Origin of the sequence: Streptomyces sp. NPDC057137, assembly GCF_042670825.1 — a bacterium.
Lineage (GTDB): Bacteria > Actinomycetota > Actinomycetes > Streptomycetales > Streptomycetaceae > Streptomyces.
The window spans coordinates 262,844-280,271 of record NZ_JBHUUW010000001.1; the positions used below are offsets into that span (position 1 = coordinate 262,844).

Below are 17,428 nucleotides of genomic sequence, written 5' to 3' on the forward strand. Positions count from 1 at the left end.
GGCGTTACTTCTTTCTTCCGTGCGGGGATCCCTGCGGGGATCCGTGCTTCGGTTCCGCCGCGGTGGCCAGGGCGGCCGTCAGCAGGAGCGGGCTGCGGCCGAGACCGCAGACGGTGCGGGCGTAGGCGTGGGCGGCGATCTCGTCGGCGCCCGCGACGTGGCCGTACAGACGGTGGCGTCCCGCGCGCAGCACGACGTGGTTCAGGGACCGCTTCAGGGCCGTCTTCTCCGGTCCGTGGTGGAGCTGTTCGTGCACGGCCTCGTGGGCGACCGCCGCCGCCCGTACCGATCCGGCCGGATACCAGTGGCGCCAGCCGAGCCGGTCGATCAGTTCCTCGGCGAGGGCCAGGGTGTCGGTGAACAGCTCGACGGTCGGCACCGGCCGGGAGGTGTAGCGGGCCAGGAGGCCCCTCTCCAGGCCGTCGGCGCTCTCCATGACCCGGGCCGTGCACGCGACGGGGGCGAGCGCGGCGCCGAACTCGTCGGCGGTGGCCGCCCATTGACGCAGGAGGGCCGGGTCGCGGTTCTCGTGCGTGGGGGTGTTGGCGAGGAGCCGTACGGCGAACTCGATGTCGTCGGTCGCCTCCAGTGCTTCGATCGCCGCGAGCGCGGCGCGGTCGAGCAGGGCGGCGGCGCTCATGAGCGCACCTCCAGGACGGCGACGACCGGTTCGTCGGCGGCGCGTGCGCGCAGTTCGCTGCGGGCGAGCGCCAGCAACGGCCCCGGGTCGAGTACGCCGGAGAGGTCGGCGATCCTGGAGCCGATGAGGAGCCGCAGGGAGGGGGCGCGGACGCCGCCGTCGCCGTACGACGTGGCCTCCTTCACCAGCCCGGCGAGGACCTCGGGCGCGCGGCCGACCGTGGTGGACTCGACGCGGGCGTCCGGCGCGTGGAGCCGTACGACGCCGTCGGCGTCCACGACGCGCACCGGATGCCGGTCGGCACGGAACCGGCGGTGGACGTCGGTGCCGTACACGGTGTGCGCGGGGGTGCCCGCGAGGACGCGCACCGACGCCGGGTCGGTCTTGAGGCTGTCGGCCGCGGCGCGCAGCCGGTCGGCCTCGTCGGCCCGGTGGGCGCGGTCCTGGGTCCGCAGTTCGGTGGCGCCGGTCGCGACGGCCCGCACGGTGCTGGTCTGCGGGTCGACGGTGACCTCCACCTCGACGCCGTCGGCGGCCGCGCCCTGGGCGACGACGGCGGCCTCGGCCTCGGCCCGTACGGCGAGGATCTGTTCCTGGCCGGCGCCGGGGATGATGCGTTCGACCTGTTCGCGGATGAGGGCGAGGGCGACGCCGATGGGGCTGATGACCTCGTTGTGGCGGGCGATCCGGCCCTCCTGGCCGGAGACGGCCGCGAGGTGCGGGGTGACGGAGGCCGCGCCGCCGCCGCCGCCGACGAGCACGGCGGTGTCCTTGTCGAGCCGGTAGTCGCGGATCATCGCGTCGACCACGGTCTTCACCTGGTCGGTGCCGGCGTCGAGCACGCGGGCCGCCGCCGTGGCGACGTCCGTGCCGAGCGCGGCGGCCAGCGGCGCTATCGCTGCCTTCGCCACGGCCGGGTCGCAGTGCGCGAAGTCCCCTTCGGGGACCCGGCCCAGCGCGTTGGCCGCGCAGGTCATGGTGATCGCGAAGCGTCCGCCGGCGGCGTCGAGCACCGCGTAGTCGGCGGGGTCGTCGTCCATCGGACGTATCGTGCTGATCTTCGCGTCCTTCAGGTCGTCCAGGGTCGCGTAGCAGGCGTAGGGCAGGCCCGCGATGTGCGCGCTGCGCGGTCCGGCGCCGGTGACCTTGCCGCCCCCGATGCGGACCATCGAGCCGCCGCCGACACCGACGGTCCTGACGTCGAGCGCCGACAGGTACGAGGTCTTGCCGAGGATGGTGGCGTGCCGGACGGCGACCTTGCCGCGCCGTACGACGCTGATGTCGGTGGACGTGCCGCCGGTCTCCAGGAACAGGCCCTCGCTGACGCGCTCCTGCATGAGGGCGCCGGCGACTCCCGCCGCCGGTCCGGACAGCACGGTGAGCAGCGGTCTGCGGCGCATCTCGTCCAGGGACATCACTCCCCCGTCGCAGCGCATCACCATCAGCGGCGCGGTGACGCCCGCCTTGATGATGGAGGCGTCGACGAGGTCGGCGGTGGCGAGCATGCGCGGCAGGATCGCGGCGTTCACGACGGCGGTCCGGGTGCGCTTGTGGAGCCCGTACAGCGAGGTGATCTCGTGCGCGGCGGTCGTCGGCAGACCGCGTTCCCCGGCCACCGCGACGACCGTGTCCTCGCCCTCGGGGCGGTCGACGCTGAACGGCTGGCTGGCGACGACGACTTGGGCGCCCTCCTGGACGACCGCCTCGACGGCGGCGCGTACGGCGGGCCCGTCGTCCGGGTCGGCGACATGCGCGTAGGCGAGCGGGAGCCGCTTGCCGGGGGTGAGTTCGAGCTTCCGGAAGGCGGCGAGCCTGCGGGTGAATCCGGCGCTCGGACCGGCGCCTACGCCGATCAGGCCGACGGTGGCGACGTCGCCCTCCAGCAGGGCATTGGTAGCCTGGGTGGTGCCGTGGGCCAGGAAGGCCACGTCCTTCGGGGCGTGTCCGGTCTTCTCCAGCAGACGGTCGAGAGCTTCGACGATGCCGTGGGCGACGCCGTCCTCGTGATGGTGGCTGGTGGGGACCTTCACCTGCCCCAGAAGTCGCAGGGTCGTGGCGTCTACGGCCACGGCGTCGGTGAAGGTTCCGCCCACGTCGATGCCGACGCGGATGCGGTGGGTGTTCATGGTAGGGGCACCTCCTTGTGCAGGGTTGGCAGTTACGTGGGCGGTGGGCCGGGCGGGGCAGGTGGAGCTGTCCTGCCCGGCTGTTCACCGCCTCGTTCGGTACGGGGTGCTGTCAGTAGCCGCGTACGTCGGGCCAGTGGCGCTGGACTCCTTCGCGGTCGAGCAGCCGGGCGAATTGGTCGAACCGCTTGTCCTCGGCCTGGACCTGGCGCGGTTCGACGCCCTCGGCGACGCAGTGCGCGGCCAGTGCACCCGCGACTTCGCCGATGTTCCATTCCACCGGGTGGAGCCGGTAGCAGCCGTTGGTGATGTGGGTGGTGCCGATGTTCTTTCCGGCGGGCAGCAGATTGCGGACACGGCGCGGTACGAGCGCGCCGAGCGGGATCTCGAAGGGCACCGAGCCGATGTCGATGTAGTTGTCGCCGCCGGTGGAGGGGTGCAGGTCGATGCGGTAGTTGCCGACGCCGACGGAGTCCCGGTAGCGGGTGCCGCCGTGCGGGCCGACGATGTCGATCGCGACGTCGTGCTCGGTGACGGTGGTGACGGCCTTGATACGGCGCGATTCGCGTACGTACGGCGCCTTCGCGAGTCCGTCGGCCGTACCGGTGACGTCCGGACGCAGCCGCAGTCCGGGGAATCCCTTGCCGCCGTCGGCGCGCGGCGCCTCGGTCTGGAGCCAGTACAGGACCGAGAGCGACAGCTGCCGGGCCTCGGCGAGCGCGGCGGCCGACGTCTCCTCGCCGGCGCCGATCAGGGGCTTCAGCCAGTAGTCGTTGAGCGGCCAGTTGACGAGGGTGATGTCGGAGTCGAACGCGCCGGGCCGGTGCAGCTTGCGCGCCAGGATCCGGCGGAAGCCGAACAGCTCCTTGTCGCCCGCGTCGGCGGACTGGTCGGCGGTGACGTCGAGCGGGTCGAGTTCCGGGTTGGGGACGAAGGTGCGCGGTACGGCCTCCAGCGTGCGGGGGTCGGGCGCGAGGAAGCCGAGAAGCGGTCCGGGCCAGAAGTCCGGCCGGTAGGCGCGCCAGAAGTCGTAGTCGGCCGGCCGGTCGATGGTGTGGTCCTCGCCCTCGTGGTGGGAGAGCGCGAAACAGACCGTGATGCCCTGCTGGTTGAGGGGCTGTGCCTCGTCGGGGGCGTGCGGCTCGTCGAACTCGCTCCGCGCCTCGGCGCCGATCGCGTGCTCGACCCCGGCGAGTTCGAGCAGTTCGCCGGTCTCGGTCGCGTCGATGACGTAACGGGCGCTGATCGTACGGCGGTTGCCGTCGCGGTCGGTGAGTGTGACGGACCGTACGGTGTCGTCGTCGCCCGTCTCGGCGGCGACGGGGCGGTGTTCGGTCAGGAGGGTGAGCCGGCCCGAGGAGCGGTGCGGCGCGAGCATCGCCTCCAGGACGGCGAGGGCGACGCGCGGCTCGTGGCAGAGCTTGCTGACGCGGCCCGCACCCGGGTTGAGATCGGTGAGGGCCAGGGCCTCGGAGCGCAGCGGGTACCACCGGCGGTAGTGGTCACGGATGGACTCGCGCAGGGTGCGGTACGAGGCGGTGGTGCCGAACTGCTCGACCCACGGGTGCTCGTCCGGCGGGACGGCCTGGGAGGTGAGCTGGCCGCCGATCCAGTCCGTCTCCTCGGTGAGGACGACGGTGCGTCCGGCCCGGCAGGCGGCGAGGGCGGCGGCGACGCCGCCGAGCCCTGAGCCCACGATGAGGATGTCGGGTGCGGATGTCACGGGTCTCCTTGAAGTGCTGTGTGTGCGTTGGCGCTTGATGCGACGGTGCTTGATGCGTCGGTGCTTGATGCGACGGTCGGTAGGGGTCAGTGGTGGGCGGGTGGCGCTCCCGCCGTGGTGCCGGGCCGGAAGGCGCAGGCCACCAGTGGTTCGGTGGCCCGCTCCCCCGCCACGAGCGCGGCGAGCATCCGCACGGCGGCGGCGCCCAACTGCGGCCGGGGGATGTCGAATCCGGTGGGCGTCGGTCCGTCGGACAGGTCCGGCGGCGGGCTGCCGAGCAGCGCGAGGGAGGCGTCGCGCGGGCAGTCGATGCCGACGAAGTGCGCGGCGCCGTGCAGCGCGCGCCAGGCGTCGCCGGTGTCGGTCTCCTCGGCGACGAACGCGGTGACGCCGTCGTCGAGCCAGCCGCGCAGCCGCTCGGCGGTGAGGTCGTGCTCCGGGTCGGCGGAGCGGAAGACGGCGGCCGGGCCGCCGGGCAGTCCGGCCTCCTCCAGGCCCTTGAGGAAGCCGTGCTCACGGTCGGTGGACGCGGGGGCCTCGTCGTCCTCCCGTACGAGCACGATCCGCCGGTGGCCGAGCCCGGCGAGGTGGGTGACGACCTCCTTGCTGGCGCTGACGTAGTCGGCGCCGACCCAGGCCAGCCCCTCCAGCTCGTCCCTGCGGCCGAGGTGGACCACGGGGAAGCCGTCGGCGACCAGGCGGAGCAGTTCGTCGGCGGGTGCGTGGCGGCCGAGGAAGAGGCAGCCGTCGGCGAGCCGTACCCGGTTCAGGGCGTGCGGTCCGGCGGCCCCCGCGCCGCCCGTGCTGGAGCCGGTGAACAGCACCAGGTCGTAGCCGCGCGCCGCCGCTTCCTGCTCGACGCCGACGAGGAACGGGTAGTACGAGTGCTGTACGTCGGTCGGGAAGGTGGAGGTGAAGCTGAAGACCCCGAGCAGGTTGTTGCGGGCGGCGGCGAGCCGGCTGGCCGCCGGATCGGGGACGTAGCCGAGGCTGCGTACCGCGTCGAGCACCTTGCGCCGGGTCTCCTCGGAGATCGTGGCGCCCTGCTTCCGCGCCCCGAGCACCAGCGAGACCGTGGCCTGTGAGACCCCGGCGAGCCTGGCGACCTCGGCCTGGCGTGGCCGCGACGTACGGCCCGTGGGTGCGGGGGCCCGGCCCGGCCGGGCCCGCTTCCTGGGTTCCTCCACCGTGTTCCTCCGGATCGTTAATGCGTATTAGTAATGCGCATTAACGAGTACTGTGGACCTCCCGAACGCAGGGGTCAAGACATCGGTCAAGAGTTCTTCCGGCCTCTTCTTCGCCGGCGGCCGGGACCGTACGGTGTGATCGTCCGCCCGCTGAACACGAGGTGATCCCGCACATGGCCCTGTTCGATCTGCCCCTCGACGAGCTTCGGAACTACCGCAGCCGGTCCGTGGAACCGGCCGATTTCGACGCCTTCTGGGCGACGACGCTCGCCGAGACCCGCACCCACGAGCTGGCCGCCCGTTTCGAGCCCGTCGCGACGGCGCTGTCGACCGTGGAGGTGTACGACGTGACCTTCGCGGGCTTCGGCGGCCACCCGGTCAAGGGCTGGTTCGTCCTGCCGGCGGGGACCCGTGAACCGCTGCCCGTGGTGGTGGAGTTCGTCGGTTACGGGGGCGGGCGCGGGCTGCCCCACTCCCGGCTGCTCTGGCCGTCGGCCGGCTTCGCGTACTTCGTGATGGACACCCGGGGGCAGGGCGCCGGGTGGGGCGGCAGTGACACCCCGGACCCGGTGGGCAGCGCGTCCTCGTTCCCGGGCTTTCTGACCCGGGGCATCGAGGACCCGCACGAGTTCTACTACCGCCGGGTCTTCACCGACGCGGTCCGCGCGGTGGAGGCGGCCCGCTCCCATCCGCTGGCCGACGCCTCCCGTACGGCCGCGATCGGGCGCAGCCAGGGCGGCGGGATCACGCTGGCGGTGGCCGGACTGGTGCCGGACCTGGTGGCGATCGCGCCCGACGTGCCGTTCCTCTGCGACTTCCCGCGGGCGACGACGCTCACCGACCGGCATCCGTACCGGGAGGTGGGCAGCTACCTCCACACCTACCGCCGCCGGGGCGAGCAGGTCCGGCGGACGCTCAGCTACTTCGACGGGGTCCACTTCGCGGCGCGCGGCCGGGCCCCGGCGCTGTTCTCGGCGGCTCTGGAGGACCAGACCTGCCCGCCGTCGACGGTGTTCGCGGCGTTCAACGTCTATCCGCACGAGGACCGGACGATCGAGGTGTACGAGTTCAACGGCCACGAGGGCGGCGAGGCTTACCAGGAGGAGGCCCAACTGGGCTGGCTGCCGGGCCGCCTGACGGCCTGACAGGCGATGGGTGATGGGTGATGGGTAATCACCCGGCGGGGATCAGCTTCCTGCTCTTGAGATAGTTCTTGGCGACGTCCTCGGGCAGCCGCCGCCAGCTGTCCACCTGCTCGTTCATCGACGCCAGATCCCTGGTCGTCAGCACGGTGTTGAGCCTGTTGAGGGCGTTCCGTACGCCCTTGGCGCCCGCCCTGGACCGGTTGACGACGGGCACGATGTGGTCGGCGTTCTGGAGGTGCTTGTCGTCGGCGAGGATGACGAGACCGAACTCGGCGAGCGTCCCGTCGGTGGTCGTGGTGACGACCATCTGGTCCTGCCCGTTCTGCACTGCCCGCTTGGACGGGGTGGTGCCCAGGCCCTTGGGGTCGATGCCGGTGATCCGGATGCCGTACGTCTTCTTCAACCCCGGTGCGCAGTAGGCGCGTTGTACGCACTCGTCGCCTGCCGCCAGCCGTACGGGCAGCTTGGCGCGCCCGAGGTCGGAGAGCGTCTTCAGCCGGTGCTTCCTCGCGTACGCGGCGCTGACGGCGTACGCGTTCTGGTCGACGGCGCGGCCCGGGTCCAGCACGTCGAGCCCGCGCCGCGCCGCCAGTTCGCGCAGCGCCTTCATGGTGGCGTCCAGGTCCGGCGAGCCGACGGTCCTGGCGTCGGCGCCCTTCGCCTTGGCGTTCAGCCAGTCGGCGAAGGTCGCGGCGTACTCCGGCACGACATCGATCTGGCCGCTCTCCAGGGCGGGTTCGTACAGCTCGCGGTTGGTGACGGAGAGGATCTTGGTGCGGTAGCCGGCCCGGCCGAGGAGGAGCGCGTACATCTGGGCCAGCAGGTCGCTCTCGGTGAAGCCGGCCGAGCCGATGGTCAGGTCCTTGCTGTCGCCGGGCGAGGCGGTGACCGTGCCCTGGTTCTCCAGGGAGGGCCCCGTGCCGCAGGCCGCGGCGGTCAGCGCGAGGAGCAGGGCGGCGGCGAGAGGCGTGCGCACCGTACGGCGCGGGCTCTGCACCGTACGGCGCGGGCTCATCCGGTGCCGCCTCTCACCCACCGCGGGGCCAGCCGCTGCGCCACCTCGAAGACCGCTTCGACCAGGAGCGCGAACACCGCCACGAGCACGGCGCCCGCGACGACCATCGGTGTGGACGCGAGGTTGAACCCCGCGGTGATGATCCTGCCGAGCCCGCCGCCTCCCACCAGCGCGGCGATCGTGGCCGTGGCCACGAGTTGGACGGCCGCGATCCGTACGCCGGTGAGGATCAGCGGCGCCGCCAGGGGCAGTTCGACCCGCCCCAGCAGCTGACGGCCGGTCATACCCATGCCCCGGGCGGCTCGTACGACATCGGCGTCCACGCCCCGCATCCCGACGTAGGCGTTGGTGAGCAGCGGCGGGATCGCGAAGAGGACGAGCGCGATGATCGTCGGCCAGTCGCCGTACTGTCCGATCGGGGTGAGGAGCAGCAGGACCAGGACGGCGAACGTGGGGACGGCCCGGCCGACGTTGGAGATGTTGACGGCAAGCGCGCCGCCCTTGCCGAGGTGGCCGAGGACGAGCGCGACGGGCAGCGCGACGGCGCAGCTGATGAGCAGACAGACGACGGTGAGGAAGAGGTGTTCGCCGAGCCGGTTCCAGATGCCGTCGGAGCCGGACCAGTGGGAGCCGCTGGTGAGCCAGGACCAGGCGTCGGAGAGGGTGTTCACGCGCTCCGCCTCCTCGGCCGCCTCGGCTCCCTCGCCCAGGGAGTGAGCACCCGCTGGATCGCGAGGAGCAACAGGTCGGCGAGGATCGCGATGATCACGCAGAGGACGGACGCGGTGAGGACCTGCGCCTTGAAGAAGGTGTTCATCCCGGCGTAGATGAGATTGCCGAGGCCGCCGTACCCGACGATCGCGCCGATGGTGACGAGGGAGACCGCCGAGACGGTGGCGATGCGCAGGCCCGCCATCGAGGCGGGCAGCGCCAGCGGCAGCTCGACGGTGAGGAGCAGTCTGACCGGCCCGTATCCCATGCCGCGCGCCGCTTGCCGGGTCTCCTCGGGGACGGCGCGCAGCCCGGCCAGGATGTTCCGTACGAGCAGGGTGAGCGAGTAGAGGACGAGACCGGCGACGACGAGCGAGGCGGACAGCCCGTACACCGGCAGCAGCAGCGAGAACATCGCGAGCGACGGGATCGTGTAGAGCACGGTGGTGATGCCGAGCACCGGTCCCGATGCCCAGCGCCACCGCCGGGCCGCGAGGGCGAGCGGGACGGCGAGGGCGAGCCCGATGAGGACGGAGACGACGGTGAGCTGGAGATGCTGGAGGACCGCGTCCCAGAGAATGTGCCGACGGCTGGTGAGGTAGGCGCCGCAGATCCAGTCGTTGTGCGCGAGGCAGTCGTCGGGGGGTGCGGTCACCCGCCCATTCCAGCCGTGTTCGGGGCGCGTCGCGCGTGGGGTTGGCCCGTACGGGATCGCACGGACCCGTACGGAATCGCGGGGACGTACGGGATCGCCGACCCGGGCGGGATCGCGGCGACGTACGGGATCGGCGCCGCGCCCGCGGTCATTCCGGCGCGGCGTCCTCCGGTGTGCCGCGCGCCAGGGTCGCGAGGAGGTCCAGGGCGTCGGCGAGCGCGCGGTGGGAGGGGGTGCCCAGGGCGAGGCGGACGGCGTTGGGCGCGCGGCCGGTGCCGACGGTGAACGCGGCGCCGGGCGCGATGGCGATGCCGAGGCGGGCGGCCGCGGCGACGAACGTCTCGGCCCGCCAGTGGTCGGGCAGCTCCCACCAGCAGTGGTAGCCGCGCGGATCGGCGTGCACGGTGAAGCCGGCCAGGCTCTCGGCCCTGACGCGCTGGCGCTCCACCGCGTCGGCGCGCTTGGCCCGGCCGACGGCGTCGGCGGTGCCGTCGGTCGTCCACCGGGTCGCGGCGTCGAGGGCGAACCGGGACGTCGCCCAGGCTCCCGAGCGCAGGGCCGAGGCCAGCCGCTGCTCGAAGCCGGGCGGCGCCACGGCGTACCCGAGGGTCAGGCCTGGCGCGAGCCGCTTGGACATGCTGTCCAGGACGATCGTGCGTTCGGGGGCGAGGGTCGCGAGCGGTGGCACGTCGTCGCGGAGGAATCCGTAGATGGCGTCCTCGATGATGTGCAGGTCCAACGTCCGCGCCGTTTCGACGAGTTGGGCCCTGCGGTCCGGCGGAATCGTCATGCCCAGCGGGTTGTGGAGCGTCGGCTGCAGATAGACGGCCCGCAGCGGCGGGGCGTCCGCCAGTGCCTCCGGCAGGAGTCCGTGCTCGTCCATGGCGAGCGGGACGAGGGTGATCCCGAGGCGGGCGGCGATGCCCTTGACGACGGGGTAGGTGAACTCCTCCACACCGAGCCGTTCCCCGGCCGGGACACAGGCCGCGAGAGCCGCCGCGATCGCCTGGCGGCCGTTGCCCGCGAAGAGGATCCGCTCCGGTTCGGGGGTCCAGCCGGCGCGGGCGAGGAGGGACGCGGCGGCCTCGCGTGCGGCGGGCGACCCGGATCCGCCGAGGGGCTGAAGACTCTCCGCGAGTACGTCGGGGCGTCCCAGCCGCGCCATACCGGCGGCGAGCAGCTCGGCCTGTTCCGGCAGGACGGGGAAGTTGACCTCCAGGTCGACCCTGGCCTCGCTGGGCTCGGTGAGCGTCGGCTGCGGTCCGGGCGGCGCGGCGCGTACGAAGGTCCCCCGGCCCACCTCGCCGACGGCCAGCCCGCGCCGGATCAGCTCGCCGTAGACCCTGGCCGCCGTGGAGTTGGCGATGTTACGGCTCCGGGCGAACGGCCGCTGCGGTGGCAGCCGCTCGCCGGGGGCCAGGTGCCCGGCCCGGATGTCGGCCGCGAGCTGGTCGGCGATCAGGCGGTAGTCCTCCATGGCACTCCCTCCCGCGCCGCTCCCGGCGGCACATTGCATGCGACCAACACCAAAATTGCACCGAGGACAATTTCATCATTGCATCGAGATATTGCACCACATAGCATCGAGAAGGCAAGCGGGACGGCATGGATTCGAGCACCGGACGAGGGACGCGGGCATGAGCACCACGACGCTGTACGACATCACCCTGGCCTACGACGACGCGGGTGGGGACGAGGCCGGGGGCGACGGTGACGTTCTGGTCCTCGTCCACGGCCACCCGTTCGACCGCTCCATGTGGCGGCCTCAGATCGAGACGTTCGCCGGCCCCGGGCGGCGGGTGATCGCCGCCGATCTGCGTGGCTACGGCGGGAGCACCGTCGTCCCCGGCAAGACGACACTCACCACCTTCGCGTGGGACATCGCGGCGCTGCTCGACCGGCTGGGCGTCGATCGCGTCGTGCTGGGCGGGCTCTCCATGGGCGGTCAGATCGTCCTGGAGTTCTACCGGCTCTTCCCGGAGCGGGTCCGGGCCCTGGTGCTGGCCGACACCTTCGCCGCCGCCGAGACGGCGCCGGGCAAGCTGGCACGCAACGCGATGGCCGACCGGCTGCTGCGGGAGGGCATGGGGCCGTACGCGGACGAGGTGCTGACGAAGATGGTGGCGCCGCACAACGTCGAGGCGCTGCCGGCGGTGGCCGGGCACGTAAGGGACATGATGCGCGGCGCGCCGCCCGAGGGCGCGGCGGCGGCGCTGCGGGGCCGGGCCGAACGGCCCGACTACGTCGGCATGTTGGGGCGGGTGGCGGTGCCCGCGCTCGTCGTGGTCGGCAGCGAGGACGTATACACGCCGGTCGCCGACGCGCGTGTGATGAGCGAGGGGATACCCGGCGCGACGCTCGCGGTGATCGAGGGTGCCGGGCACATGCCCAACCTGGAGCGGCGGGCGGAGTTCGACGCGGTGCTCGGCGCGTTCCTCGACTCCCTGCCGGATCTTCTGCCGGGCTCCCCGCCGCCCATTACCTCCCGGGTAATCGACCAGGACGGCGCCTTCGAGAACCATTAGGGAAGTCAAGCCGCTTCCCCGAGGAGGAACCCATGAGTTCGTCGGATTCGTTCGGTGTCCCCGCCCCGTCGCTGACGGCGCCGTCCACCGATTCCACCGTCGTACGCGGTGACACCGGCCTGTTGCGCCTGGCGCTGCGGCTCGACGCCGTCGCCACCGGCGCCGTGGGGGCCGCCGCCCTGATCGGCTGCGCCGCGCTGGACTCGGTGCTGGGTCTGCCGGTCGCGTTCCTCGCCGGGATCGGTGCGTTCCTGGTGCTCTACGCGGTCTTCGTGGCCTGGGTCAGCTCCGCGCGGGCACCGCGTCGTACGGCGGTGCGGACGGTGATCGGCAGCAATCTGGCGTGGTTCGCGCTCAGCGTCGTGACGGCCGCCGCCGGGTGGCTCGACCCGACCGGGCTGGGCACGGCGCTGATCGTGGTCCAGGCGGTGGCCGTGCTGGGATTCGCCGATCTCCAGCTCTACGCGCTGCGCAAGGCGCGCAAGTCCCTTTCCTGAAAGGCCCGTTCGTGAGTCTCCGCGTCCGCCCCTGCGAACACCCACTGTGAGCAGCCACGTCGCGGAGACGGGCCGTACCCCTCCTGTCGCCTCTCTCCTATGCTGTGGCCGCGTGCTACCAGGCCGCAGTCCGGGAATGGAGTTGCACATGCTGAGCAAGCACGAAGCCGCCGAGGCCGTCCGCCAGGCCAAGGTGAAGACCGGGATCACCTGGGCCCAACTCGCCGAGGCGGTGGGCAAACCGCTCGCCTGGACCACGGCCGCGCTCCTCGGCCAGCACCCGATGGGGAAGGACGAGGCCGCCACCGCGGCCGCGCTCCTCGAACTCGGGGACGATGCCGCTCTCGCCTTCCAACTCCAGCCGACGCGCGGGGCGTTGGACGCCGCCGTACCGGTCGACCCGACGATCTACCGACTGTACGAGGTCGTCCAGGTCTACGGTCCGACCATCAAGGAACTGATCCACGAGCAGTGCGGCGACGGCATCATGAGCGCCATCAACTTCCGCCTCGATGTCCAGCGCGTACCGGACCCGGCCGGCGACCGCGTGGTCATCACGATGGACGGGAAGTACCTCCCGTACCAGTGGTGACGGGTCGCCCTACACCGGTGTCCGGGCGCGCAGGGCGCGGCCGAACCAGTCGAGCACCGGCGTCAGGCTCTCCGGGGCCTGCCAGCCGTTGATGACGGCGAGGAGTTGGAGGTACCGCTCCCTGCGGGGGTCGCCCGCCGCCGTCAGCCGCGCGAGCAGCCGGTGCCGGAGGGCGGTGTCGTCCCGGCGGCCGAGGAGATCGGCGTAGTGGGCGGTGACGGACGCGACGACCGGATCGGCCCGTGGTGAGTCCGGGTCGATCCCGGCCGTCATGGCGGGGCCGGCCGTGTCACGTACCACCGCGACGGGGTCACGGCGCGGCACGGCTCCCGCCCTCGCCCCGGCGCGGTCCGCGGCGTCGTCCTCCATCAGCCGCCGCACGGCGGCGCGGAAGTCCGGGTCCCGGGACAGCTCGGCCAACTCCAGCCACGCGTCGAGCTGTTCGTCGGCGGGATCGTCCGGCAGCTCGGGGGTCATCGACCGCATGACGCCGGCCATCGGGCCCGCTGTGGGGCCCACTGCGGGGCCCGCGATTTCGCCCGCCGACGCGGGCGCCGCGTCCGGGCCGCCGAAGACGGCGTCGAGGAAGTCGCCGACGAGACGGCGCCGTTCGTCCTCGGAGAGTCCGGCCAGCTTGTGCATGTGTTCCATCTCCTCAGGTGTGGACCCGCGCCTGGCCACCGCCGTCAGCACCACGTGCCGCAGGCGCAGCACGCGGATCCGCACGGCCAGCGCCTCCGCGTGCGCCGCCGCGACGTCGGACAGCGGCAGTTCCCGGACCACGACCTTGCGGATCGTGGCGAGGTCCAGGCCCAGTTCGCGCAGTGTCCGTACGAGGTCCAGGCGTGCGACGGCGTCGGAGCCGTAGAGGCGGTAGCCGGCCGGGGTGCGGCCGGCCGGCGGCACGATCCCGCGGTCGGAGTAGAACCTGATGGTCTTGACCGTCAGCCCGGTACGCCGGGCCAGCTCGCCGATCGGGTGGAGCGCGTCGCCGTCCATGACCCCCAGTCTCGGGTCTCCCCCGACGGGAGACGCAACCACGTGCGTCGTCAGACGCGCCCCAGCACATACGCCTGGATGGCCGTCACCGCCGCGCCGCGCGCCCACAGGCCGAAGTCCACCGGCCGTACGTCGAGCGAGACGGCCGCCGCGCGCGGATCCCGGTCGTACGCCAGGCCCTCGCGCAGCGCCTCGTGCGCCGCCTCCGCCAGCCGTGCGCCCTCGCCGGTCAGGACGATCTCCGTGGTGAGGGTGAGGTTCGCGACGGCCGCGATCAGACGTCCCAGGGCCCGGCCCGAGGCCATGACCAGCGGCCCGGCCACCGGGTCGCCGGACGCCGCCAGATCGAGGCACTCGTCGTACGAGACGTCTCGCCGCAGTCCCACCGACGCGGCGGCGCGCAGCGAGGCCATCGACAGCATGGCGGTGGCGCAGCCGCGATGTCCTCGCGGACAGAGCGGTCCGAGGGGATCCAGCGGGAAGTGTCCGAGCAGGCCGACGCCCGCGTCCGGGCTGTCCACGACGCGGTCGTGCACGACGAGGCCGTAGCCGATACCCGCCCCGACGGTGAGGACCGCGAACCGGTCATGGCCTCGTGCGGCGCCGAACCAGTGCTCGGCGCGGGTGAGCGCGAGCAGGTCGTTGTCGACGGCGGTGGGCACGTCGAGCGCGGCGGCGATCATGGCCCCCAGCGGTACGTCGTCGTGCCACCCCAGGAACGGCGCTCCGGTGACCGTCGCGTGGTCGGCCACGCTGCCGCCCAGGCTGACGCCGGCGGCGGTGATGTGCCGTGATTCCGGGGCGAGTTCGGCGACGAGTTCGGCTGTGAGCGCGCGCAGGACGGTGACGACCGAGGCCGGGTCGCGTCCCGGCAGGTCCGCCCGCGCGGAGGCGACGACCTCGGCGCGGAGCGTGGTCAGTACGGCGTGCACGTCCTCGTGGGTGATCTTGGCGCCGACGAAGTGGTGCGCGTCGGCGACGATGTCGAGTGGCCGGGTCGGGCGGCCGGCGCGCGATTCGTGGCTGGTAGTGCCCGACTCGACGAGGAGCCCGCTGTCCAGAAGCGGCTTCGCCAGCCGGGTGAGGCTGCCCGCGGACAGGTCCAGCCGACGGGCGAGTTCGCTACGGGACAGCGGTCCGCGCAGCAGCACTTCCAGGGCGACGGCGTGCGCGGCCCCGGAGAGCGGGGTCCACGGCGCCGGTGTCATCACGTGCAAGGGACGGCCTTCCGCGAGGAGCCCGGCGCGCTGTGGCGCCTGCGGCAACTGGGTCCGTCCATCCTGCCAGCTCACCCCATTTACTTCCACACCGGAAGCAAACATGCCGCGAGGGGCGTGTTCTCGCCATAGCGAGGGCATGACATCCACCTATTGACGAGCAGAAACTTCCACCCCGAAACTAACCTGAGACGACGGACGACCCGAGGAGCCCGTATGCGCACCGGTCACTCCCGTGACTACCTCCACCTCCGCGCCGCGGGTACGAGCCTGGTCCTCGACTGCACCGGCGTCCGACTGCCCCGGGTGCTCCACTGGGGCGACGACCTGGGGGACATCGACCCGGCCGGGCTCGCCGAGCTGGCCACCGCGAGCGCCGCCCGGCAGATGTCCAACACCCTCGACCTGCCGGTGCCGCTCTCCCTCCTGCCGGAGCACTCGGCCGGCTGGCTCGGTACACCGGGCCTCACCGGCCACCGCGACGGCGCCGACTTCTCCACCGCCTTCACCGTCCGCTCGATCCGCACCCTCCGCACACCCGACCTCCCCGAGGCGCACCAGCTCACCGTCGACGCCGTCGACGAACACGCCCGGCTCGAACTCGTGTTGGAGGTCGAGCTGACCGCCTCCGGGCTCGTACGGCAGCGCGCCACCGTCACCAACCGCGACACCGGCGAGCGCCCGTACGTCCTCGACGGTCTGCTGCTCGCCCTCCCCGTGCCCGCCCACGCCACCGAGATCCTCGACCTCACCGGCCGGCATGTGCGCGAACGGAGCCCGCAGCGCCACGAGTTCACGCTCGGTACGCATCTCCGGGAGAACCGCCGGGGCCGTACGGGCACCGACGCGACGCTGCTGCATCTCGCGGGCGAGCGCGGATTCGGTTTCCGTACGGGCGAGGTCTGGGGTCTGCATGTGGCGTGGAGCGGCAACCACCGCACCCTCGCCGAACGCACCCCCGCCGGGGTGTCCCTGCTCGGTGCCGGGGAGACCCTGCTCTCGGGCGAAGTCCGGCTGGCGGGCGGCGAGTCGTACACGAGCCCGTGGATCGTCGGATCGTACGGCCACGGGCTCGACGAACTGGCCGGGCGCTTCCACCAGCACCTGCGCGCCAGGGCCCGGCACCCGCACCGGCCCCGGCCGGTCACCCTCAACACCTGGGAGGCCGTCTACTTCCAGCAGGACCTCGGCAGGCTCACCGCCCTGGCGGACGCCGCCGCCGAGGTGGGCGCGGAGCGTTTCGTCCTGGACGACGGATGGTTCAAGGGACGTCGGCACGACCGCGCCGGGCTCGGCGACTGGTACGTGGACGAGACCGTCTGGCCCGAGGGGCTGGGCCCGCTGGTCGACCATGTCCGGTCGCTGGGACTGGAGTTCGGGCTATGGGTCGAGCCCGAGATGGTCAATCCCGACTCCGACCTCGCCCGCGCGCACCCCGAGTGGATCCTGGCGACGGGCGGGCGCCTCCCGCCGGAGTCCCGGCAGCAGCAGGTGCTCGACCTCGGCCACGCCGGGGCGTACGACTATCTGCTGGAGCGCCTCGACGCGCTGGTCGGCGAGTACGACATCGACTATCTCAAGTGGGATCACAACCGGGATCTCGTGGACGCCGGGCACAGTCCGACGGGCGCTGCCGGGGTCCACGTACAGACGGCGGCGGCGTACCGGCTCCTGGACGAACTGCGGTCCCGGCACCCCGGGTTGGAGATCGAGTCCTGCTCCTCCGGGGGAGGCAGGATCGACCTCGGCATCCTGGAACGCACCGACCGCGTCTGGACGAGCGACTGCATCGACGCGCTCGAACGACAGCAGATCCAGCGCTGGACAGGGCTGTTGCTGCCACCCGAGCTCCTGGGCGCCCACGTCGGCTCGCCGGTCGCGCACACCACCGGGCGTACCCACACCCTCGACTTCCGGGCCGGGACCGCCCTGTTCGGGCACTTCGGCATCGAGTGGGACCTCACCGCCGCCGACTCCGACGAGCGCGCCCGGCTGGCCGAGTGGGTCGCCGCGCACAAGGAGCTTCGGCCGCTGCTGCACTCCGGCACGGTCGTGCACGGTGACCATCCCGATCCGGCGCTGTGGGTGCACGGCGTGGTGGCGGCCGACCGTTCGCGCGCGCTGTACGCCCTGGTCCAGACGGCGACGAGCGTGACATCACCGGCGGACCCGGTACGGCTGCCCGGACTCGACCCGGACGCCCGCTACCGGGTACGGCCCCACGGGCCCGGCGACCGGCCCGACGGATCCCCGCGGGCCGCCCCACTCTGGTGGGAGCGTGCGGAAGGGGTGGAGCTGACCGGCCGGACGCTGGCCGTCGCCGGGGTGCGGGCCCCGACGCTCCACCCGGAACGTCTCGTGCTCGTGGAGGCGTACAGGCTCTGACCGGCGTCCCG

15 protein-coding genes are annotated in these 17,428 nt (G+C 72.6%); 5 read left to right on the forward strand and 10 right to left on the reverse strand.

Annotated features, from left to right (window positions below; genetic code table 11):
• Positions 1-4: 4 nt before the first annotated feature.
• From ACFT9I_RS01065 to ACFT9I_RS01080, 4 genes are all read right to left on the reverse strand, one after another.
• Positions 5-640, reverse strand: a complete 636-nt coding sequence (locus ACFT9I_RS01065; RefSeq protein ID WP_382559071.1) for a hypothetical protein — start codon at positions 638-640, stop codon at positions 5-7.
• A complete protein-coding gene (locus ACFT9I_RS01070) occupies positions 637-2,766 on the reverse strand; it encodes a hydantoinase/oxoprolinase family protein (protein ID WP_382559073.1) in 2,130 nt (709 codons plus the stop codon). Before ACFT9I_RS01070 ends, ACFT9I_RS01065 begins: the two co-directional genes overlap by 4 nt.
• A 112-nt stretch (positions 2,767-2,878) precedes the next feature.
• Positions 2,879-4,489, reverse strand: a complete 1,611-nt coding sequence (locus ACFT9I_RS01075; RefSeq protein ID WP_382559074.1) for an FAD-dependent oxidoreductase — start codon at positions 4,487-4,489, stop codon at positions 2,879-2,881.
• 86 nt (positions 4,490-4,575) lie between these two features.
• Positions 4,576-5,676 (reverse strand): LacI family DNA-binding transcriptional regulator, encoded by a 1,101-nt coding sequence (locus tag ACFT9I_RS01080; protein ID WP_382559076.1) that lies wholly within the window; start codon positions 5,674-5,676, stop codon positions 4,576-4,578.
• Positions 5,677-5,849: 173 nt separating this feature from the next.
• Here ACFT9I_RS01080 and ACFT9I_RS01085 point away from each other — a divergent pair, with 173 nt between their 5' ends.
• Positions 5,850-6,821 carry an acetylxylan esterase gene (locus tag ACFT9I_RS01085; protein WP_382559078.1) on the forward strand — a complete coding sequence of 324 codons (972 nt, stop codon included), beginning with the start codon at positions 5,850-5,852 and terminating at the stop codon, positions 6,819-6,821.
• Positions 6,822-6,849: 28 nt separating this feature from the next.
• On the opposite strand, the gene ACFT9I_RS01090 is transcribed toward ACFT9I_RS01085, so the two are convergent.
• The 4 genes from ACFT9I_RS01090 to ACFT9I_RS01105 all read right to left on the reverse strand — a co-directional run bounded on the left by ACFT9I_RS01090 (position 6,850) and on the right by ACFT9I_RS01105 (position 10,679).
• Positions 6,850-7,836, reverse strand: coding sequence for an ABC transporter substrate-binding protein (locus tag ACFT9I_RS01090; protein WP_382559080.1), 987 nt, complete (start codon positions 7,834-7,836; stop codon positions 6,850-6,852).
• Complete coding sequence (locus tag ACFT9I_RS01095; RefSeq protein ID WP_382559082.1) at positions 7,833-8,507, reverse strand: ABC transporter permease; 675 nt, start codon at positions 8,505-8,507, stop codon at positions 7,833-7,835. The genes ACFT9I_RS01090 and ACFT9I_RS01095 overlap by 4 nt, the downstream gene beginning before the upstream one ends.
• The gene (locus ACFT9I_RS01100; RefSeq protein ID WP_382559084.1) at positions 8,504-9,202 is read right to left on the reverse strand and encodes an ABC transporter permease; all 699 of its coding nucleotides are present in this window, start codon (positions 9,200-9,202) and stop codon (positions 8,504-8,506) included. Before ACFT9I_RS01100 ends, ACFT9I_RS01095 begins: the two co-directional genes overlap by 4 nt.
• 148 nt (positions 9,203-9,350) lie before the next feature.
• Complete coding sequence (locus ACFT9I_RS01105) at positions 9,351-10,679, reverse strand: PLP-dependent aminotransferase family protein (protein WP_382559086.1); 1,329 nt, start codon at positions 10,677-10,679, stop codon at positions 9,351-9,353.
• Positions 10,680-10,839: 160 nt separating this feature from the next.
• Here ACFT9I_RS01105 and ACFT9I_RS01110 point away from each other — a divergent pair, with 160 nt between their 5' ends.
• The 3 genes from ACFT9I_RS01110 (at position 10,840) to cynS (ending at position 12,816) form a co-directional block, all read left to right on the forward strand.
• The gene (locus ACFT9I_RS01110; protein ID WP_382559088.1) at positions 10,840-11,727 is read left to right on the forward strand and encodes an alpha/beta fold hydrolase; all 888 of its coding nucleotides are present in this window, start codon (positions 10,840-10,842) and stop codon (positions 11,725-11,727) included.
• A 32-nt stretch (positions 11,728-11,759) separates the two neighbouring features.
• Entirely contained in the window at positions 11,760-12,224 is a 465-nt protein-coding gene (locus tag ACFT9I_RS01115; protein WP_382559090.1) for a hypothetical protein, read from the forward strand.
• Between the two features lie 148 nt (positions 12,225-12,372).
• Positions 12,373-12,816 (forward strand): cyanase, encoded by a 444-nt coding sequence (cynS, locus tag ACFT9I_RS01120; protein ID WP_364792377.1) that lies wholly within the window; start codon positions 12,373-12,375, stop codon positions 12,814-12,816.
• Positions 12,817-12,825: 9 nt separating this feature from the next.
• Here the strand turns inward: cynS and ACFT9I_RS01125 are convergent, their stop codons facing one another.
• The gene (locus ACFT9I_RS01125) at positions 12,826-13,815 is read right to left on the reverse strand and encodes a MerR family transcriptional regulator (protein WP_382559092.1); all 990 of its coding nucleotides are present in this window, start codon (positions 13,813-13,815) and stop codon (positions 12,826-12,828) included.
• A 50-nt stretch (positions 13,816-13,865) separates the two neighbouring features.
• On the reverse strand, positions 13,866-15,023 hold the full coding sequence (locus ACFT9I_RS01130; protein ID WP_382559094.1) for an ROK family protein: 1,158 nt from the start codon (positions 15,021-15,023) through the stop codon (positions 13,866-13,868).
• Positions 15,024-15,248: 225 nt separating this feature from the next.
• Here ACFT9I_RS01130 and ACFT9I_RS01135 point away from each other — a divergent pair, with 225 nt between their 5' ends.
• A complete protein-coding gene (locus ACFT9I_RS01135) occupies positions 15,249-17,417 on the forward strand; it encodes an alpha-galactosidase (protein ID WP_382559095.1) in 2,169 nt (722 codons plus the stop codon).
• Positions 17,418-17,428: the final 11 nt, after the last annotated feature.